Origin of the sequence: Bacillus sp. FJAT-47783 (assembly GCF_022808615.1) — a bacterium.
Taxonomy (GTDB): Bacteria; Bacillota; Bacilli; order Bacillales; family Aeribacillaceae; genus Bacillus_BZ.
On record NZ_JAKZKS010000026.1, the window covers coordinates 1 to 21,542 of the forward strand.

17 protein-coding genes and 4 tRNA genes are annotated in these 21,542 nt (G+C 37.0%); 1 reads left to right on the plus strand and 20 read right to left on the minus strand.

Annotated elements, in window-relative coordinates:
• Positions 1-169: 169 nt before the first annotated feature.
• Together MLD65_RS15205 and MLD65_RS15210 are read right to left on the minus strand one after the other, a co-directional pair.
• Entirely contained in the window at positions 170-1,351 is a 1,182-nt protein-coding gene (locus MLD65_RS15205) for a helix-turn-helix domain-containing protein (protein ID WP_243292709.1), read from the minus strand.
• 27 nt (positions 1,352-1,378) lie between these two features.
• Complete coding sequence (locus MLD65_RS15210) at positions 1,379-2,146, minus strand: DUF5986 family protein (RefSeq protein WP_243292710.1); 768 nt, start codon at positions 2,144-2,146, stop codon at positions 1,379-1,381.
• Between the two features lie 227 nt (positions 2,147-2,373).
• Between MLD65_RS15210 and MLD65_RS15215 the strand changes: the two genes are divergently transcribed.
• Entirely contained in the window at positions 2,374-3,135 is a 762-nt protein-coding gene (locus MLD65_RS15215; RefSeq protein WP_243292711.1) for a DUF3800 domain-containing protein, read from the plus strand.
• A gap of 439 nt (positions 3,136-3,574) precedes the next feature.
• Here MLD65_RS15215 and rlmH read toward each other — a convergent pair whose 3' ends face one another.
• The 18 genes from rlmH to MLD65_RS15305 form a co-directional block, all read right to left on the minus strand.
• Positions 3,575-4,054: a 23S rRNA (pseudouridine(1915)-N(3))-methyltransferase RlmH gene (gene rlmH, locus MLD65_RS15220; protein WP_243292712.1), complete on the minus strand. Its 480-nt coding sequence runs from the start codon at positions 4,052-4,054 to the stop codon at positions 3,575-3,577.
• Positions 4,055-4,087: 33 nt separating this feature from the next.
• Positions 4,088-5,095: a TIGR00341 family protein gene (locus MLD65_RS15225; RefSeq protein WP_243292713.1), complete on the minus strand. Its 1,008-nt coding sequence runs from the start codon at positions 5,093-5,095 to the stop codon at positions 4,088-4,090.
• Positions 5,096-5,230: 135 nt separating this feature from the next.
• Entirely contained in the window at positions 5,231-5,386 is a 156-nt protein-coding gene (locus tag MLD65_RS15230; RefSeq protein ID WP_243292714.1) for a CxxH/CxxC protein, read from the minus strand.
• A 374-nt stretch (positions 5,387-5,760) separates the two neighbouring features.
• Positions 5,761-6,990, minus strand: a complete 1,230-nt coding sequence (locus MLD65_RS15235) for a S1C family serine protease (protein ID WP_243292715.1) — start codon at positions 6,988-6,990, stop codon at positions 5,761-5,763.
• A gap of 213 nt (positions 6,991-7,203) precedes the next feature.
• On the minus strand, positions 7,204-7,998 hold the full coding sequence (locus MLD65_RS15240) for an MBL fold metallo-hydrolase (RefSeq protein WP_243292716.1): 795 nt from the start codon (positions 7,996-7,998) through the stop codon (positions 7,204-7,206).
• A gap of 5 nt (positions 7,999-8,003) precedes the next feature.
• A complete protein-coding gene (locus tag MLD65_RS15245) occupies positions 8,004-8,822 on the minus strand; it encodes a two-component system regulatory protein YycI (RefSeq protein WP_243292717.1) in 819 nt (272 codons plus the stop codon).
• Positions 8,809-10,155 carry a YycH family regulatory protein gene (locus MLD65_RS15250; RefSeq protein ID WP_243292718.1) on the minus strand — a complete coding sequence of 449 codons (1,347 nt, stop codon included), beginning with the start codon at positions 10,153-10,155 and terminating at the stop codon, positions 8,809-8,811. Before MLD65_RS15250 ends, MLD65_RS15245 begins: the two co-directional genes overlap by 14 nt.
• Entirely contained in the window at positions 10,152-11,984 is a 1,833-nt protein-coding gene (gene walK, locus MLD65_RS15255; protein ID WP_243292719.1) for a cell wall metabolism sensor histidine kinase WalK, read from the minus strand. Before walK ends, MLD65_RS15250 begins: the two co-directional genes overlap by 4 nt.
• Before the next feature lie 5 nt (positions 11,985-11,989).
• Positions 11,990-12,700, minus strand: a complete 711-nt coding sequence (gene yycF, locus MLD65_RS15260) for a response regulator YycF (protein ID WP_243292720.1) — start codon at positions 12,698-12,700, stop codon at positions 11,990-11,992.
• A gap of 179 nt (positions 12,701-12,879) precedes the next feature.
• A complete protein-coding gene (locus MLD65_RS15265) occupies positions 12,880-14,307 on the minus strand; it encodes a peptidoglycan DD-metalloendopeptidase family protein (RefSeq protein WP_243292721.1) in 1,428 nt (475 codons plus the stop codon).
• A 297-nt stretch (positions 14,308-14,604) separates the two neighbouring features.
• Positions 14,605-14,677 (minus strand) — tRNA-Phe (locus MLD65_RS15270).
• Positions 14,678-14,845: 168 nt separating this feature from the next.
• Positions 14,846-14,921: transfer RNA gene (locus MLD65_RS15275), tRNA-Asp, on the minus strand.
• Between the two features lie 45 nt (positions 14,922-14,966).
• Positions 14,967-15,038, minus strand: a tRNA-Glu gene (locus MLD65_RS15280).
• 4 nt (positions 15,039-15,042) lie between these two features.
• Positions 15,043-15,118 (minus strand) — tRNA-Lys (locus tag MLD65_RS15285).
• Between the two features lie 740 nt (positions 15,119-15,858).
• Complete coding sequence (locus tag MLD65_RS15290) at positions 15,859-17,151, minus strand: adenylosuccinate synthase (protein ID WP_243292722.1); 1,293 nt, start codon at positions 17,149-17,151, stop codon at positions 15,859-15,861.
• A gap of 390 nt (positions 17,152-17,541) precedes the next feature.
• Positions 17,542-18,906: a replicative DNA helicase gene (dnaB, locus tag MLD65_RS15295; RefSeq protein ID WP_243292723.1), complete on the minus strand. Its 1,365-nt coding sequence runs from the start codon at positions 18,904-18,906 to the stop codon at positions 17,542-17,544.
• 194 nt (positions 18,907-19,100) lie between these two features.
• Positions 19,101-19,547, minus strand: a complete 447-nt coding sequence (rplI, locus tag MLD65_RS15300) for a 50S ribosomal protein L9 (protein ID WP_243292724.1) — start codon at positions 19,545-19,547, stop codon at positions 19,101-19,103.
• On the minus strand, positions 19,544-21,523 hold the full coding sequence (locus MLD65_RS15305; RefSeq protein WP_243292725.1) for a DHH family phosphoesterase: 1,980 nt from the start codon (positions 21,521-21,523) through the stop codon (positions 19,544-19,546). Before MLD65_RS15305 ends, rplI begins: the two co-directional genes overlap by 4 nt.
• Positions 21,524-21,542 lie beyond the last annotated feature (19 nt).

Sequence of the window (21,542 nt, forward strand, 5' to 3'; positions counted from 1 at the left end):
ACTCTCACCTTCGAGAGAATGAGCCTTCCAGGATTCGGGAGCCGTTTTTACCTTAGGTAACGTACTCCAACCTTTAACAACTCACTCAGTGTAATTGGCTTACACTAAGTACGACTGCCCATCGCACACAAAAAAGAACAGGGAATTTCCACCCTGTTCTCAACCAATCTTAATCTATCTTTGATTTTGAATTTAGTCTGTCTTTAATACTTACAATATTACTCTTTTGAGGTTCACTCTCTGTTTCAAGATAACCTTTTTCTAATCCAAGCAACTCTTCAATTTCCTCACGAAACAAACTGAGTCCATAATGTTTAGATAGTTTATACATAAATTCATCGCCAGTAATATAGTTGTTTTCGATTAATAATTCCACTGCTTGCTTCATGGATACTGGCTCTCTTATATCTTTAATATCATCAAGTGGTTCCTTTGTTCTCCACCCCTTCTGACTTATAGACCTTTGCATGTATTGGTATGTCCCATCAGATATAGCCCCTAATTTATATGCACGCATAACCATTGCACCAATTGAAACACACCATTTCTTTTTTAAAGTTTTATAATACATCAAATCATTTGAGTGAATTGATACATCCCTAAAAAAACTTTCCCTTGGTAAAAGAAACGCTGCTGCAAAGTCGTTGGCTTCTTGTTCAATTTGTTTAAATTCCTCTTTACTTAAGTCATCAAGGTTCAGATAAGGATCATGCAAGACTTTATGTCCCAATTCATGTGCAACATCAAATTGACGCCTATAGAATGATTTCTTATCATTTCCTAATACAATTGAATAATATTGTTTTCCATTTACTTCTTGTTGAGAACCAAAGGCATCTATTGATTTTTTATCAAGATTAAGTGAAGAAATAACAAAACCCTTTGTTTCAAGCAAATAGACTATATCCTTTATAGGTTTATCACTTAGTCCCCATGAATTCCTTAAGCGTTCTGCAATATCCTCCACATTATCTGTATCGCGCTCTGAGAAATCAGGAACATCTAATTCCGGGAAATCAACATACTCTTCTAATAATGCCCTAATAATAGTTAAGTACTTTACACGATCATACTGCATTTCCCTTTCTTTTTTACCTGTGGTCAGAAGTGAGCGAAAGTACGTATTTCCGGTCATTACCTCAATGGAGTTTTCGTAAAAATATTCTTTAGGAAAATTTAATGCTTTACTTATTTGTATAAGCGCTTCGAATGTAGGTACAGCCTTATTATTTTCATATTTTGAAATCATTTGCTTGCTAATATCTAATTTATTCGCAAGGTCAGTAATTGTTAAACCTCTGTATATTCTTCCTTCTCTTAACCTATAACCGTTAAATTGTCGTTCTAACACTTAGATTCCTCCTTATATGAGGATTAATTAACTGTGGTCTTCCTCTTTTAAATCTTCTTTCTCTTCTTTTTTTGTAGGTATTTCTTTATCAAAATGATGCTTCCTATCTTTAATTTCTTGCTTAATTTTAGGAATTACCATTACAGTATCAGTATTATCTATTATTTCTTCATCTAGTACTAACAAATTACCATACTCATCTTCAGGAACAAATGCAGTCCAGTCCTGAATATCTAAAGGTTCAAAATATCGATTGTATAACTTTGCTTCAACGCCTATTATTTTCTTTTCCTCTTCCTTTGCAACTACGAACACTACTTCATTAACTAAGGGGTAATCTTCTCCAAGGATTTTTTGCACCTCTCTCAATCTTCTATTTTCGTACTCTTCAGGTAAAGTTGAGAACAGAGACATTTGTTGATTTTCTAATTCTACTGGTCCACTATTGAGAGAGACAAAAGCATGAAAGTAGTGTATTGTTTTTCTTCCGAGATTATTTATGACTGTTTCAAGGTTTTTTTCTTTTGAAAATACATATAAAATCCCTGTTTCTGTATCTAATACACAAATAAACGTCCAGATTCCTCTTCTTTTTGTTAACACTACCAAATCATTTTGAAGGGCAACTTGTTTAATACGACTAAATCTGATATCCCAAGCCCCTCCATTTTTAAAATTGCCTGTTTCCATACCATATTCTTGTTTAATTTCATTTACTACATCGTTTGTCGTTCCCGTGAAGGCTTTAACTAAACTTTCAATAGTTCTATTATTTAAACCTGATATGATACTCACGCTTTTCCCCCTTATTTAACCAATGAATTTTATTTAATAATACTACATTTTTTTAAAAAAAGTAAACCATTTGTTATTTTTTATTTGTTTTTTCCCTTCCACTCTATCTTCTTTCATAGTAGAATAGATACATAAGAAAAACGATATTTTTACTACGACCTTTTTTGGTTTTACATACCAATCAATATAAAAGTAAATAATTTATTAATGAAAGAAGGGAATTCTCTTTGGCTCTATATGGTTTTTACACTGATGAATCAGGCAATAATGGTTTTAATGATTTAAGAAATCAACCCGTACTATGTTATGCTGGGATTCTAGTTCCACTTGAGAAACAAATTTATCTGCATAATGAGGTACAAAAAATTTCTGATAATCTAAAGAAGGATATAAAATTACAGGTACATGGAATTCCTGAAAAACAGATTAAAAACATTCCCTTCTTCAAAAACTTCGAGATTCATGGCAAAGCATTCATTGATGGAGAGGACTTCTATTATAATCTGGGGGACTCTGACAGGTTTAAAGTGGTTGATGATTTACTTAATTTGGTTCAAGATCCAGAAATAAAGATAATTGCATCTTTAACAGATAAGAAGACCTATCAAAGTAATACTGGAAATAGCGATCATAACAAAATGCACATAAATGGCTATAAAGAATTAGTAAACCTAATTAACACAGAATTAAAGCCTAATGATGATTTTGCCTTTGTAATATGTGATGACGGAAAGCCTGCTGAAATTAGTAATTTTTATAATGCACTAAAAAACCCTTCCAATAAGCGGGTGTACCCTGACTTACAAATCAAAGAATCACATGATTCGAATTGCAATCTTATTCAATTAGCAGATCTAATTAATTTCATAACCTCTGTATATTTTAGACAAGCCTATGGACATCAAGCGAGAAAAAGACATCAAGCAAAAATTGTGCAGTTTTATACTCAATTTCTTCAAAGTAAAATTAAATACTTTGAGTATAAATAAAAAGAAGGGAACGCACACAACGTGCGAACCCTCCTTTTAGGTCGTACACAACGTGCGACCTATTATAAATATACCCAGAATTTATAAAAATATGACTATAAATTATTAAAGAGCATAAGCCCCTAAGTCATACACAACGTGTGAGTTAGTTACCAATGCTCTTTTAGTATGTATGGGATTTAGTCGTACACAACGTGCGAGCAAATCCACAAGTTAAAATTTTAAAACTTAGTCGTACACAACGTGCGAGCAAGTTTCTTTGTATCCCTATTATCATAAATTTCACTTCGGAAGTCAATAGATTTACTTGATTTGTAACATTTTTTTTGTTATGTATGTTTTACTCCGGTAATACCAGAGCAAAACTGTATACAAATCTATTATTAGATTTTATCTAAATATCTTTTATTAATTACAATCTCCACTCTCTGTTTTACCACTATTTGTGATACGGTTCCCCCCGATTAATCCGAAATGCCCGATACACCTGCTCAAGTAAAATCAACCGCATGAGCTGATGAGGGAACGTCATTTTGCTAAATGAAAGGGCTTCGTTTGCCCTGGACATTACGGACTTACTTAAGCCTAGTGATCCGCCGATGACAAAGGCGATTTTGCTTTTTCCGTAGGTGGCGAGTTTGTCTAAGGAATCGGCTAGCTCTTCGGATGTTTTCATTTTGCCTTCTATCGCAAGGGCGATGACGTGGGTGTCTGGGCTTATTTTGGCTAGGATGCGTTCTCCTTCTTTTTCTTTTACTTGTTCCATTTCTTGTTCGCTCAAATTTTCGGGAGCTTTTTCATCTGGGAGCTCGATGATGTCGACTTTTGCATATGGTGAGAGTCGTTTTAAAAATTCGTTTATGCCTTGTTTTAAATATTTTTCTTTTAATTTTCCGATTGTGATAATTTGTATGTTCACGTAATCAACCTCCGATCTTACGTTTCCCCTTTGTTAAACGCGATTACTGTAAAGAATGGCGGATAAGAGAATGATGACCATAATGGAAATAAAGATAAAAGCAAATTTTTTTGAGTTGTTTGCTCGTTGAATTTCTTCATATTTTACCGGGCGAATGCCTGTTAACGAAAACAATGTAACAGCAGACAAAAGAACGGCGTTTACGTTAATCGCTAAAAGTAAAAAGGCATGAAACGCTTCATCCCACATAAACGAACCGAGCGTCATGCCTAACACGATGGTTGGTGGCAATAGAGCTACTGCGACCATGACCCCAACGAGTGCACTCGGAAATCGTTTTAATATCGATAAAGCACCGGCAGCACCTGACGCAAGCGCAAGCACAACATCCATCATGTCGACTTCTGTTCTCGACATGAATTCTCGGCTTTCAAATGGAATGTCGATAAACACGCCAAATGGTATCGAAATGATGAGTGCTAGTATAATGCCGAACAAAACCGTTATAAGTGCTCTTCTTACGAGACGAAAATCTCCTAGTATAGATGCAAAGGCTAAAGATATAACCGGCCCGAGTAACGGAGCGATGACCATTCCTCCAATGACAATCGCTGAACTATTTTTAATGAGACCAATCGTGACAACAATCGCTGAAAGTACGACAAATATGATATACGTCCATGATAGTTTACTTTGGGACGCCATTTGCATAAATAGCTCATGACGGGAAGCCCGTTCAATCCGCATTTTCTTTTCCGATTCTTCTTGTTTTCGCTTTTTTTGATCTTCTTCGGTTTCCCGCCTGAAATAGGTAGAGACCGGAAGCATCATAATTTCAAAACCTTCAACAAGGTGTGCAGCATGTTCTAAATAATTTAAAATTTCCTCTGATTGCTCCGTTTTCACTAAAAGGCGGACTAAATATCGGTCAGCGGATTGATCACCACGCCAGTAGGAAATAAGGGAGAAGGACTGAAGCTTCTCCTCCACTTTTTCAAAATGCTTTTTTGGTATGTACGCTTCAATGAGCTGTAAAGACAAATCATCTCACCCACTATAATCCACAGCGAAATCATCCACAATGTCTATTCACATGCCATCCCCAGATTAAGAACAAGTTATACACATAAGTTATCCACAGGTGTGGATAGTGCACCTATATTTATGTATTCACAACTACTCACTTACTATATATACTGCGGGTTCTTGGCATAAATCACACGTTGTGGATAATCTGTGAATATCCTCAATTTTTTGAATGTTTGGGGCTATTTCGTTTTCATCCACAAACATATCAATGACCACTTCAATATGTTCTACACATGATTTCATTTTTTTCACCCTCCACTTAGTTTTTATTGTTTATCGCTCTTTTATGCTACGAGCTTAAAATTGTATTTGTCAAATATACTAAAGTATTTCTTATTTGAGGTCATAATTTCACATAAAACCATCGCTAATAATTTTAAAAATAGAACGTTATCGCTTTATCGAAAAGCTTTAGAATGCGTTTTTGCACCACTTTACGAAAAAATTGCACGAATCGTAAAATAATTGCGCCGCTTATAACGTTTTTGCCTATTTAAGTCCCTTATTGCACCTGATGTTCAACAATTGCACCAATATCCTTTTTTTGCACTCCCTTCATTGCTTCCTTTAGTCAAATAAAAAACAGAGAAGCAAAGTGCCTCTCTGTCCTAAGCTCATTAAAATGTATCTTGTTCAACGAGTCTTAGTTTTGTTGTTTTCAGTTTTCCGTTTCGGTAATACTTTACTTCAATTGTATCGCCAACTTTATGGGAGTAGAGCTCTTTTCGAAGCTCGAGGATGTTTGTTACTTTTTCACCGGCTAGTTCAACGATTACATCTTTTTCTCTTAAACCTGCAAGGCTGCCTGGGGAGCCAGGATAAACTTCCATGACGACAACACCATTTTCGACGTCTTTCGGTAAGTTTAACGCCTCTGACCAATAGTAGCTTGGTATATCACTTAATGATTGTAATCCAGTTCCCATGTATGGTCGCTTTACTTCTCGATACTTTTCTAAGCTTTCAATAATAGGAATCGCGTCGTTAATTGGAATGGCGAGGCCAATTCCTTCAACGGCACTTTGAGCGATTTTCATCGAGTTTATCCCAATCACTTTACCTTCTAAGTTTACTAAGGCACCGCCGCTATTACCAGGGTTGATAGCTGCATCTGTTTGTAATACTTCTGTTTGCCAGTCTGCTCTTCCGTCTTGGTCTAAATCTACTGGAACCGCTCGTTCTGTTCCAGAAATGATGCCTTGTGTAACAGATCCAGCGAAGAGACCTAACGGGTTACCGATCGCTAATACGGGTTCGCCTGCTTTTACTTTGTCAGAGTTCCCAAACTCGGCCACCTTTTTCACTTTCGAATCATCAATCGTTAAAACAGCTAAATCTGTCCAAACATCCGTACCGACAAGCTCTGCCGGGACCCTTGTTCCATCACTTAATACGACCTCTAGTTCACTTGATCCTTCAACGACATGGTGGTTCGTAACAATATATGCCCGCCCGTTTGCTTTTTTGTAAATAACACCTGAGCCTGTACCTGCTTCACTCGTTTCTGATTGATTCCAAAATCCAGCTTGTTGAATGTTAATGACACTTACAACAGCATCTGATACTTCGTTAACTGCTTTCGTTACAGCCGTATTGACGTCAACATTAACCGTTGTAATATCACCGCTCGTTTCTGGTTCACCTCCAGGTTCAGCTCCCTTATCCACATCTTTCGCACCAATGTTAATGTCATACGGCAGAAGATCAAAGCTTGATAAGACCGGTAATGAAAATACGATAATTAACGCCCCTAAAATCGCCCCAACAACTCCGGCAATGATAGAGCCGCCCCGGTTCCCTTTTTCCGTTCGACGTTGGTTTTCATAATCTTGATCATAATATCCCATGACTTCACCATTCCTTTCCAAAAACGATGGTATATGATATTTCCATTCAATATGCTTCCTTTTCGTTCGAAACCTCACCTTTAAGAAGAAAAATGAGACCAAACCTTTCAACAGGTTTCGATTGAATCATCTATCACATAGTATAAGGAACAATTGTGGGAAAAATATGTGACAAATTTAATTTTCCCCATGAAATCAAGATTCAAACCATCTTTACACAGCAACAAGCGGCGTCGGACTTTTCGGGTCTGTATCATATAATTCAAATTGTTCTCCTGCAACGAATCCTTTTTTTAATAACGTTTGCTGAACAGACATTCTCGCTAAGTCTTTCATATTGTTGTCTAGACTTAAATGGGCCAAATATATTTGCTTCGTCTCATCGGTAATAACATCCGCCATCGCCAGTGCTGCATCTTCATTTGAAACATGACCGACATCACTTAATATGCGGCGTTTAACATTCCATGGGTATCGGCCCATTCGCAGCATGTCAACATCATGGTTGCTTTCAAAAATAAACGCATCCGATCCACGAATAACCCCTTTCATCCGATCACTTACATAACCAGTATCCGTAATAAGGGTCAGCTTCTTTCCTTCATGATGAAAAACAAAAAACATCGGCTCAGCCGCATCATGGGAGACACCAAACGATTCAACATCGATGCTCCCAAACGATTTCACCGTTCCTGTTTCAAATGAAAACTTTTGCTCGAGATTAACTTCACCGATCGAGCCTTCCATTGCGTGCCACGTTTTTTCATTGGCAAACACAGGTATTTTATATTTTCTAGCTAAGACGCCAAGTCCTTTTATATGATCACTATGTTCATGGGTGACAAAAATGGCACTAAGTGATTTGATATCGCGATTGATTTCAGCAAAAAGCTTTTCCATCTGCTTGCCGCTTAAACCTGCATCTACTAAAAAAGAATGGTCATTTCCTTCTACATAAACTGCATTACCTGTACTACCGCTTGCGAGTACACTAAATTGCAAGCTCATATCCTTCACTCCAAATTCGTTTTTTCTGGTTTAATGACTTGTCCTTCCAACGCATTGACGTAATAATGCTCTTTTTCGTTCACAATAATATGCCAAGTTGGTGCTAATATTTGCTGCTCGGATAATGGAATTTGCGTATAATAACCATATTCTACGTCCGTAACCGTACTTTTTGATTTTAAATCATTTTTATCATACAACACTTTTAATGCTTGAATAGCTGTATACACTTCTTCTTTATTTTCTAATTCTTTTATTTCCTCTAGGAGCGTCTGACGATATGAGATAACTTCCCGTTCATCATTTAAATAAAAAACAATCATTCCAATTCCATCATTTTCATCCTGAAAAATAACACGTCCATCGTATTCCTGTAAATAAATGACCTGTTTTGCTTTTTCATCATATCGCCAAAAGCGATATTGTGATCCTTCAATGATTTGTGTTGTTACAATTTGATTGAGCTTATTATCAATATTCGATTCAGGTAATGAAATAGGATGAATAAAGCTCATCCGCAGCTTTGTAACTGGCTTTATCTGATCTTCATCTGGCAACATCACTTCTTGATTTTGTAGCTTATTAATTTCTTCCTCTGTAAATTGCTTGCTCTTTGCTGTAATGTATGAACCTTTAATCGTCTCGCTTGGCAATTTGTCTTCGTCGTATTGAATGTCCTCGGCTTTCAATTGCTCTTCAATCGTTGTTTGCGTGATCATATCATATTTATTGCTTTTCATCTTCTCCATATATTGAAATGCTAAAAACACATCAAGAATGAGGAAGGCGATAATGAATATGGTCTTCGTCTTACTCCAATCCATCCGCTTCCCCTCCTAATTTTGATTGATCCATATTTAACATGTGATACTTGCCATTTGTCAGTTCTAGTGCCCAAACAGGCTGTAAGTAAATAATGTCTTGTCTTGTTGAAACTTGGATGTCGTATGCAGGAAAAATTCGTTCAATTTCCTCCACTTTTAAGCTTGCGTCCCTTTCAATGGCCGCAATGACTTCACTCGCTTTAGGGAGGTTTACTTTTTCTTCTCGAATAAAGTCATCTAAATAAAACAGTGGTCGCTGATATAAGGCGATGTCTGAATTTCCCCAGCTTTGGATGATGGACGTAATTGTATAATGGCTATCGGTAAAAGCAAAGACAGGGAAGTTGTTAACGGTTAATCGAAAGTATACCTTTTGTTCTTGATCTGTTGAAAAATACTTATAGTCGTTATAACCGGATATCCAACCACCGTGACTGTTAACAAAATCAATACTTTGTAACAATAATTTTCCCTTTTCCGAAGTTAAAGACTGATCAATCGTCGGATTGACGTATAACACTTTTGCTTGTGCTTGATCAATAACTAGCTGACGAGCACTGTCTGTATAGACAAATTCAGATCCACTGACATCTTTTTTTACATAGCTAGGGTTACTAAATAGAGCGTTTTTAAACTGTTCACCTCTTAATAATTTAGTTATATATTGCTCACCGACCATTTTTAATGATTCTTCTGGTAAATAAAAGCGATCTTCCCATACGACAAATCGGTTAAAATCATTTTTTGCTGATTCAAAAACGACTTTCCACGTTTCACTTAATGCTGTTGCAACTTCCGCTTGAACAACATATTGTGACTGCACATCTACAAAATATATGGATTGAGTCGAAGCGTTGTTGGAAAACGGGATAATAATTCGATCAAATTCCATACTAATCGAATCCTTTTCCGCCCAATCTGTAACCGTTGCTAAGGCCGTTATGGGAATCGTATCACTAAATGCGAAGGTCATAAATGAATCATTGTCATGACGACCGTTGAGCCAATGATCAAATCCGTGGTTTTTTTCGATTCGATTAGAAATATTTCGAAATTCTGTTAGCTCCCATTTTCTCATTTCTTTCCAAAGCTTTGATAACAGTTCTTCATCATACGTTCCGTAATATTCACCATTATGCTGAACAAGTAACTGTTCAGGAAAGATAACCTCATATATTTTTTTCGTCACATTGCTTAACGGGTTGTTTTCAACAAATTGTTTACTCGGAATTTCACTGAAGTGTGGTTGGTACGTCCAAATGTTCCACGTGAAAAATATACTAATACAAACTAATATCGTTAATACAATTGATTTAATTCCTTCCAGTTTCATTCCCACTCATCCTCTTGATTCGGATCATACGGCAGCGTAAAATAAATTGTCGTTCCTTTTCCTTCTTTACTTTCAGCCCATATTTTACCTTGATGTGCCTCCACCACTTCTTTCGCAATGGCTAGTCCTAAACCAGTTCCCCCCATTTGTCGTGATCGTGCTTTATCGACACGATAAAATCGTTCAAAGATTTTTGAAACACTTTTTTCGGGAACTCCCATTCCTTCATCCTTCACACTAATTTGCAAATATCCTTCTTGTTCTTTAACGGTAAATGTCACTCGGCCGCCTTCAGGTGAGTACTTAAGAGCATTGGATATAATATTGTCTAACACTTGGGTAATTTTATCTGAATCAATGTCGACATAAAGATCCTTTTTAGGTAAGTTACGAACAAATGTTACATGTTGCTCTTTTGACATTTCAAACCGGTCAATAATATTTTCGAAAAAGTCGATGAAATGCACCCACTCTTTATTTAATTGATAGTCTTTGGCATCTAATTTTGAAAGCTTTAATAAATCATTCACAAGTCGTATCATTCGTTCCGTTTCATTTTGTGTGACCTGTAAAAACTTAGGAGCAATTTCTTCATCTTTCCAAGCTCCATCAGCTAATGCTTCTAAATAACTTCGCATCGTCGTTAACGGTGTTCTTAATTCGTGTGATACATTAGCTACAAATTCGCGACGCTCTTGTTCAATACGTTCTTGTTCTGTAATATCATAAACAACAGCAATTAAACCATTTGTCACCCCTTCTTCTTTTTGAATCGGGGAAAAGTTAACACGTAAAATATACGGTCTTTCCTTCGTACGAACCTCTAAAATTAATGGTTCTTGTTGGTCGAGCAGCTCCTCGAACGTAAATTCTTCTTCAATTTGCAGCAATTGTACTAAGTTTGTTTTTAATGCTGTTTCACGTGAAACGTTAAACATTTTGGTTGCTGGTGTATTTACAAGGATCACTTGACCTTTCGCATCTGTTGCAATAACTCCCTCGGTCATATGTGCAATAACAGAGGCAAGCTTTCTTCGTTCACCTTCTGTTGTTTCCTGTGCTTCTTCAATTTCTTTCGTTAAGTGGTTAAACGCTGTTGCTAGCTGACCAATTTCATCTTCTCCGTATATTTTAACCGTACGAGAGAAGTTCCCCTTCGCTAGCTCTGCTGCTTGTTTTCTCATATCGGAAAGTGGACGTGTAATCGTCCTCGCCAAAAAGATTCCTAGAATAACCGTAATGAGGAGAGATATACCTGTACCCGTTGCAAGAATCGTATTGATGGTTCGAACTAAAGAAAACACTTCCTCCATTGAAGCAATAACGTATATAGCACCGATCGTTTCCCCTTTAAAATCGGTCACGATCGGTGTTGAAATAACGTACATTCGGTGGTTCGTTTCCCGGTCAATTTTAATATTTTCATTCGTTGACCCGACAACGAGCGCTCGTGTAATCATGTTTTCAGTTGTTCTTTTTCCAATAATATCTTCGTTAAAGTCTGATGTTCCAATAATTCTTGCCTCTTTATCAACGACGAGAATTTCCCTAATTTCATCTCCCTTGTAATCTTTTAAAACAGATGAAATTTCATCGCTTACTTTAATAGACGCGTCTTCTTCCGCCTTTACGATCGCCTGTTCAATGTTATAGGCCATTAAGTCAATTCTTTGCGAAAGAGACGATGTGAAATTCTCAATTAACCGCGTTTCTAATGCCCGACCAAAATAGACACCAATAATTTGCATACCGAGAATAATCAGTAAAACGTAAATGATAACGAGCTTAAAATGAATGGAACGAAAAAATGTTACTTTTTGATTATTCATATAAACTACTCCTGTTCAGGATTGCGTAAGTAGTAACCGACTCCTCTTCTTGTTACAATCCAAGTCGGGTGGCTCGGATTGTCTTCTATTTTTTCACGCAGTCTCCTAACGGTCACATCAACTGTTCGTACATCTCCAAAATAATCATATCCCCAAACGGTTTGGAGCAAATGCTCTCGTGTCATCACTTGACCGATATGTTTAGCTAAATAATGTAATAGTTCGAATTCACGGTGAGTGAGCTCAATGGTTTCACCTCGTTTGGACACAACGTACGCATCTGGATGGATCGTAAGTGAACCAATTTGAATCTCCGTTTGCTCCGAAATCGCATCTTGAGAAGCGATTGCTTGTTGTCTACGTAGGTTTGCTTTAACCCTTGCTAACAACTCTCTCGTACTAAAAGGTTTCGTGACATAATCATCAGCACCTAGTTCAAGTCCAAGAACTTTATCGATTTCCGAATCTTTTGCTGTAAGCATAATAATCGGCATTTCATACTTTTTTCGAATTTCGCGACAAACTTCCATTCCATCTTTTCCTGGTAACATAATATCGAGTAATACTAAATCTGGGTGAAATTCCTCTACTATCTGAATCGCATCATTTCCATCATAGACGCATACGACTTCGTAACCTTCTTTTTTTAAATTAAACTCTAATATATCTGCAATTGGTTTTTCATCATCTACAACCAATACTTTTCGATTTTCCATAGACCTTCTCTCCTTTTTTTGTCTATTATTTTTACTTTACCACGTTTACTACCATTTCATCATCTTTTCCTAACAAATGAAAATGTTTATTCATGTTTTATTGTAATAAAATCGGTAAAATTATAAAGTAATTCCTATACAAAAACCTCCAGCTTTTTCGCTAGAGGTTTTATTCCCTATTAAAAATAGTCTAGAGGATTGCGGAGGCTTCCGTTCACGTATACTTCAAAGTGTAAGTGAACGCCCGTTGAGTTACCAGTAGAGCCCATTACACCAATTTTCTGTCCACGTGACACCGTTTGTCCGACAGAGACAGAAATCGAGCTTAAGTGGGCGTATACTGTTCTCATTCCATTATTATGATCAATAACGACTTTATTTCCATATCCGCCGCTAAACCCAGCAGAAACAACTTTTCCGTTATCCGCTGCTTTTATCGTCTTGTTAGATGGGCGAGCAATATCAATCCCTTTATGCATTTTTCCCCAACGTGTTCCCATTTTGCTTGATACATAACCGCCTACGGTAGGCCATGCTAAGCTACCTGTACCACGTGAAGGAATAACCTTTGTTCCTTTTACAACAATTTTTGAAGTTGGTTCTTTCACCACTTCATCACTTTTTGTTTCAACTTTCACTTGCTTCCCATTCTCTTTCAAGACAACAAAATGACGAAGCTTCATGCCCTCTTGGCCTTCTTGTTTAATTCTCGTTTCCCCTTTAGGTAATGAATCGTCTTTTACTATTTCGGTTTTATAGGGGATCCTTTCTTCGATTAGCGATTCTTCTTGCACGATCACTTTAAAAAACGGTTGAGGGGCTTCAACTTTTAATTCATCTCCGGGACGAATGATCGATTCTTCATCCATTCCGGGATTAAGAGCTAATAGTTGATCTACCTTCATATTGTGACTTGAAGCAATTCCGCCTAAAACATCATTTTCTTTTACTTTATACGTTTTTTCTACTAGTGAACCTTTTTCTAAAAGTTTCACACCCTCTTCGACTGTTAATATATTTTCTGGTGAAATTTTTTCTTCAGAAAATGAAACTTCTTTCGATAAAGAAACGTCTATTATACGGGACTCACCTTTTTGGATAGCAGGTAAAGGTTCTTCGCTTTTCTTTTGGCTCTCTATTTGAGCTAATGCTTCCTCCGAAACAAATTTTTGTTTATAAAGTGCAAGAGCCTTTTCTGCATCCTCTTTATTGGCAAAATGAGCAACAGACTCATCATCAATAACGATAGCTGTTGAAGCCACTACCACTTGAAGTTCTTGCTTTAACATATTTGATGTTTTCTCGTTATTCGCTGTCGGGCGAAATGTTTTCTCTGGTACAATAACAAGATCTTCAACTGCTAATGGCATATCTTTATAATTTTTTTGTTCATGTTTAATTTTCTCTTCTGATATTTCTTCAATCACATTTTTATTGTCTACAGCACCTATGTATTGACCATCTAAATAAATATGATAAATCTTACCTATTTGTTTATCATTAGCAGATGCACTATTTGCCCCTACAATACACATTGCAGCAAACGCCATACCTACTAGTGTTTTCTTCCACCTATTATTAACGAATCTCTTTTTCCTCCGAAACACGACAAGTTCCTCCTATACTGGTTAAGAAAAAAGTTCTATTTTCGACAAACTTTTTATGACACTTTAATAATTTATCATATTTACAGAATAGTTTCATAGTTAAATTGTATTTTGTAACATGATTGTATAATTGATGTCATTTTAAGGGGGATTTTGTATTTTTTTCACGTAAGCACTCATACAGCTATAACGGGGTCATTAAAGCTCATTTAAGAAAAGATAAGGAGATGAAGCTTGTAGTAGATAGGATAACGGAAATAAAAATACATGGTCGTTATAGACCATGTATGAAAAAAGTGGCTCGGGACGGAATCGAACCGCCGACACAAGGATTTTCAGTCCTTTGCTCTACCGACTGAGCTACCGAGCCATATTATAAAATTAACAATAGTACATGTTTTACTTCTTGCAATCCTTCGCCCCAATCTCAGGAAGCTTATTCAAGCAGCAGCTCGATTTGTGCGCTGATGTATCCCTTCGTAGCTTATTCGATCGTGTACTCTACCGACTGAACTACGGATCCATCTTAAAACTATAATGGCGGTCCCGACGGGAATCGAACCCGCGATCTCCTGCGTGACAGGCAGGCATGTTAACCGCTACACCACGGGACCTCCTGGATAAAGACGTTCACGAAAGGGACTATGTATGTAAATAAATGACCCGTACGGGATTCGAACCCGTGTTACCGCCGTGAAAGGGCGGTGTCTTAACCACTTGACCAACGGGCCATAATGGTGAGCCATGGAGGACTCGAACCTCCGACCCTCTGATTAAAAGTCAGATGCTCTACCAACTGAGCTAATGGCTCATAATTTTTCGTGAGTAATAGTCACTTTGTTTTCTTACTTGTTTTAGACACCCAAATCTCAGAAAGTTTACTCAAGAAGCAGCTCGATTTGTGCGCTGATGTATCGCTCTGTAGCTTACTGGATCGTTCTCTACCAAATGAGCTAATGGCTCATATTTTATTCTTTCAAACAGGACGTTTTTTATATTATCATCATCAGACTATGAAAGCAAGTGTTTTTTTATAAAAAATATTTTTTTGTTTTTATCGAAAAAGATTAACGATTAAAAGGTTCGAAATGAATTTGTTAAATTAGAAACTTTTCTGATGAATGATCGCTTATTATTTCGTAATTTACAGTAAAAATTCCTATTTTTCTTTTAAAATTGATATTGGCCATTCATTTTTTATAAACTTTAGAGGAAAACACTTTAATCATATAGGATAATTGCACCTGTTTAAGAGCTTTTTGCACGAGTTTTCATATTAATTGCACGAATCAGTGATATAATTGCACGAATTTAGAAATAATTGCACATCAATCACGATTATTGCATGACAAAACCCTTAATTGCATCACTTTGTCTCTTTTTGCACCTCAAATAGCGTTATTGCACAACTCTATCTATTACGCATTTTCTCCTTACAACTATTTACGAAATTTACGGTATATGAAACAAACAACGGTAGCTCGCCATCATTAAAAACAACAAACTTTAAATAAAGAAGGAAGGGATATCCCCCTTCCCTCTTCTGTTCCACTACTTCGCACGATATACGTTGCGAACGACATTTGTTTGGGAACGATCTGGTCCAACTGAGAAAATAGATAATGGAATTCCTGTCAGTTGGGAAATTCGTTCAACATAGTGACGGGCATTTTCAGGAAGCTCATCTAAGCTTTTAACACCTGTAATATCTTCTGTCCATCCTGGCATTTCTTCATAAACAGGCTCACATTCAGCTAGCACTTTTAAACTTGCTGGGAACTCGTTCATAATTTCGCCTTTGTATTTGTATGCTACACAAATTTTTAATGTTTCAATCCCTGTTAAAACATCGATGGAATTTAACGATAAATCGGTAATTCCACTTACGCGGCGAGCATGACGCACAACAACACTATCAAACCAGCCGACGCGACGTGGACGTCCTGTTGTCGTTCCATATTCACGACCAACTTCACGAATTTGATCACCAATTTCATCATGAAGTTCTGTTGGGAACGGTCCATCACCAACACGTGTTGTGTATGCTTTTGATACACCGACTACATGATTAATCTTTGAAGGACCAACACCAGAACCAATTGTTACGCCCCCTGCTACCGGGTTTGATGACGTAACGAACGGGTATGTTCCTTGGTCGATGTCTAGCATAACACCTTGAGCACCTTCAAATAATACACGACGTCCTTCGTCTAACGCATCATTTAATACAACAGATGTATCGCAAACATATTGTTTAATTTGTTGTCCGTACTCATAATATTCGTCTAAAATGTCTTCTAATTTGAAACCTTCTACTTCGTACATTTTTTCGAATAGGCGGTTTTTCTCTTCAAGATTTCGTTTTAATTTTTCTTCAAACACTTCGCGGTCAAGAAGGTCCGCGATACGAATTCCGATCCGAGCCGCTTTATCCATATAAGCAGGTCCGATTCCTTTTTTCGTTGTACCGATTTTGTTATCACCTTTACGCTCTTCTTCAACAGCGTCTAATTTTAAATGGTACGGTAAGATAACATGGGCACGGTTACTAATGCGAAGATTGTCTGTTTTAATTCCACGTTCATGTAATCCGTTTAATTCTTTTACTAAAGCCTTCGGGTCAACAACCATTCCGTTACCAATTACACTTATTTTTTCATTAAAAAAGATTCCAGATGGAATTAAGTGTAGTTTATATGTTTCGCCATTAAATTTAATCGTATGACCAGCATTATTTCCACCTTGATAACGTGCAATAACTTCCGCATGTTGAGACAAAAAGTCGGTAATTTTTCCTTTTCCTTCATCTCCCCATTGCGTACCTACAACAACTACTGATGACATCGATGTGCACCTCCGCTAAACATCATAAATCCGTTTTATCCACAAACAAAATCATTTTACCAATTGTAAGAAAGAAAGTCAATCAAATACGAACGTTAATAATATTTCATATATTTTTTGTTCGTGTTACACAAGAAAAGCACAAGCGCCTGATCAGCCTCAGAAAAAAATGTTCTTACGACAAAAAGGCGCTTTTTACCATTAAGGCGTCACGTTTTTAACTCGAGGGGCGAGGCGGCTTGCACTAGACACAAAAAACGCTGTGCAAAGTTTTATGCTTTCTTATCTTTAAAAAACATACTAACATGGTCTTTCCCTTTATTTTTTGGATAGAAAATAAAAATATTCCATATAAAAAAAGAACGGCCCTAACAAATGTTAAGGCCGTTCTTAAGCCCCTGGTGGAACTTCAGCATCATCAAATCGTCTTTCTAAGTTTACAAACTTATTATATTCTTTTACAAAAGCAAGTTGAACCGTTCCCACTGGTCCGTTACGCTGTTTCGCAATAATGATCTCAATAATGTTTTTATTTTCCGATTCCTTATCGTAGTAATCATCACGGTATAAAAAGGCGACAATATCGGCATCCTGTTCAATACTTCCTGATTCACGAATATCTGACATCATCGGGCGCTTATCTTGACGTTGTTCAACACCACGAGAAAGCTGGGATAGTGCAATAACCGGTACTTCTAGCTCACGAGCCAACGCTTTTAAGGAACGAGAAATTTCTGATACTTCTTGTTGTCGATTTTCTTTATTTCGCCCACTACCTTGAATAAGCTGTAAGTAGTCAATCAATATCATCCCAAGTCCGCTTTCCTGCTTTAAACGACGGCATTTCGCTCGTATCTCACTTACTTTAATACCCGGTGTATCATCGATAAAAATCCCGGCGTTTGATAGACTCCCCATTGCCATCGTTAATTTTCCCCAGTCTTCAGGTGTTAAATTACCGGTACGTAAGTTTTGGGCATTAATATTACCTTCTGAACAAAGCATACGCATCACTAATTGATCTGCACCCATCTCCAAACTAAAAATGGCGACATTTTCATCTGTTTTTGTCGCGACATTTTGGGCAATATTTAAAGCGAAAGCAGTCTTACCAACCGAAGGACGAGCGGCTACAATAATCAAGTCATTTCGTTGAAATCCAGCCGTCATTCGATCCAAATCCGAAAAACCTGTTGGAATTCCGGTAATTTCACCTTTTCGATGATGGAGTAACTCAATATTGTCATACGTTTTTACTAAAACATCTTTAATATTTTGGAAGGCACCTGTATTTTTTCGCTGTGCCACTTCCATAATGTGCTTCTCTGCTTCATCTAGTAAACTATCAACCTCATCTTCACGATTGTACCCTTCTTGGGCAATGTTTGAGGCTGTTCGAATCAATCTACGTAATATCGATTTTTCTTCAACGATTTTAGCATAATATTCAATATTTGCTGCCGTCGGTACGGAATTTGCCAAATCACTTAAATAGGAAACTCCACCAATTTCTTCAAGTATTTTAGCATCCGCTAAATCCTTTGTGACCGTCACTAAGTCTACCGGTTCACCTTTGTCTGCTAATTTGAGCATCGTGTTAAAAATTCTTTGGTGGGCTGCTCGATAAAAATCGTCTGGAATTAACACTTCAGAAGCTAGGGTTAACGCTTGAGGTTCAATAAATATTGCACCTAACACCGCTTGTTCCGCTTCGATATTTTGGGGTGGAATTCGATCGGTTACAAGATCATTCATGAAGATCACCACCTTCATTTATCCTTATCTATTAAAATCATATCCTATGACTATTATATACGATTTGAACAATAAAAAATTGAAAAAAGCGGAGCTAAAAATAAGCTCCGTCTGTTTTGAGTATAAAGGATTGTCATTTGATTTCAACAAGTATTTCTTTCCACACTGTCTTTTTATGGTAAATCTATGCTCGATTACTGTTCGGATACATGTACTTTTAATGTAGCTGATACGTCTGAATGTAATTTAACTGGAACGTTTGTATAACCAAGTGCTCGAATCGCATCTGGCAATTCGATTTTCCGTTTGTCTAATTTAATTTGATGGGATTTCTTGAGTTCTTCAGCAATTTGTTTACTTGTTACAGAACCGAATAAACGACCGCCATCACCAGCTTTTGCTTTTAATTCAACTGTAATGGACTCAAGTGTTTCCTTTAATTGCTTTGCTTGAGCTAATTCTTCTGCCGCTTCTTTTTCCTCTTTCTTTTTCTGCGCTTCTAGTTTCTTCATATTCGCATTGTTCGCTTCAATGGCTAATCCTTGTTTAATTAAAAAGTTTTGAGCATATCCGTCTGCAACATTTTTAACTTCGCCTTTTTTCCCTTTTCCTTTTACATCTTTTAAAAAAATAACCTTCATTCTTCATTTCCCCCTTCTAAATATTCATTGATGGCTTGCATTAACCGTTCTTCTGCTTCATTAAGGGTAATATCGATTAGTTGTGTGGCAGCATTCGTTAAATGCCCGCCGCCATCGAGAGCCTCCATAATTAATTGAACATTAATATCTCCAAGTGAGCGAGCACTAATGGCAACAGTCTCTTCATCACGCTTAGCGATCACAAACGATGCTAATACGTTACGCATCGTTAGTAACGTGTCTGCAGCTTGAGCAATAATGACTTGATCAAACCATTCCTCTTCAGCCGAATCTGCCTTTGCAATGGCAATTCCATTTTCAAAGATGTTGGTTGTTTGGATAAGCTTAGAACGCTTGACATACAAATCGATATCCTCTTTTAAAAACTTCTGTACAAGAATCGTATCTGCTCCCTTCGCCCGAAGGTAAGATGCTGCATCAAATGTTCTCGAACCTGTTCGAAACGTAAAGCTTTTCGTGTCTACAATAATTCCAGCAAGTAGGGCCGTTGCCTCAATCATATCCATTGATAAACGTTTTGGCTGATATTCTAGAAGCTCTGTCACTAACTCTGCTGTCGAGGAAGCATACGGCTCCATATAAACAAGTAGAGGATCTTTAATAAATTCCTCTCCTCTGCGATGATGATCAATAACGACTACATTATCAATTTTGCTTAGCAACCGCTCTTCAATGACAAGTGAAGGTTTATGTGTATCTAATACTACTAGAAGTGTATCATCTGTTGCAATTTCTAGCGCTTCTTCTGGTGTAATAAAACGCGAAGATAATTCCGAGTGTTTCTTCACTTCTGCCATGAGGCGTTTCACACCTGTATCTAGTTCATCCTGATTTAAAACGATAAAGCCTTCTTTTCCATTTACTTGTGCAACCTTTAACACACCGATTGAGGAACCTATTGCATCCATATCAGGATATTTATGCCCCATAATGATCACTTTATCGCTTTCAAGAATGATTTCCTTTAAAGCATGAGAAATGACGCGCGCACGTACACGTGTCCGTTTTTCAACGGGGTTTGTCTTCCCTCCGTAAAATTTAACCTTTCCGTTCGGTTGTTTAATGGCAACTTGATCTCCACCTCTACCTAAAGCTAAATCCAAGCTCGATTGTGCTAAGTCCCCAAGCTCAGGTAACTCAGATACACTCGTACCAATCCCTATACTTAATGTTAACGAAACATTTTGGACGGTTGCTTTTTCACGAACCTCATCTAATATAGAAAACTTTGTCTTTTCAAGTTGAGCTAAAATATGTTCATTTAATACAGCCAAAAAACGTTCAGATGAAATTCGCTTGAGAAAAATACTGTGTTCCATTGCCCATTGATTAAGTAAGGAAGTGACTTCACTGTTTAAGTTACTTCTTGTTTGATCATCCATCCCTTGTGTAATTTCATCATAATTATCCAGAAAGATAAACGCTAATACCGTTCGTTCATTTTTATACTGTTTCTCAATCTCTTTTTGCTTTGTCACATCAAAAAAGTACAAAAGCCGTTCTTCCCTTTTAATAATGACTTTAAACATTTGATCTTGTAATGTTATATATTCTGAATCGATCTCTTGTTTAAAGAGCGGGATAAGGGATTCCGCTAAATCGTATAAGGAGCGGCCAACAAGTGTATCTTCAGCAAAACATGATGCCAAATAAGGGTTCGACCATTCTATGTAATATTGGTCGTTGACTAACATGATTCCAATTGGCATTTCCATTAATGCCTCTTCGCCAACCTTCTTGACACGATACGACAATGTAGAAATATAGGTTTCGAACTCTTTTTTAGCTTGATGATCTGCTCTAATAAGAAAAAATAAAACAACACCGAATAATACGGTAAAGACGAGTCCAATTACCCAGTGATAAATCCAAAGCAGCAGTACAGCTAAGACCGTTACGGCAATGATGGCATAGACTGGCATCCTAAATATCGGTTTTTCAAAAAAATTCGGCATAATGTTCAGCTCCTAAAAA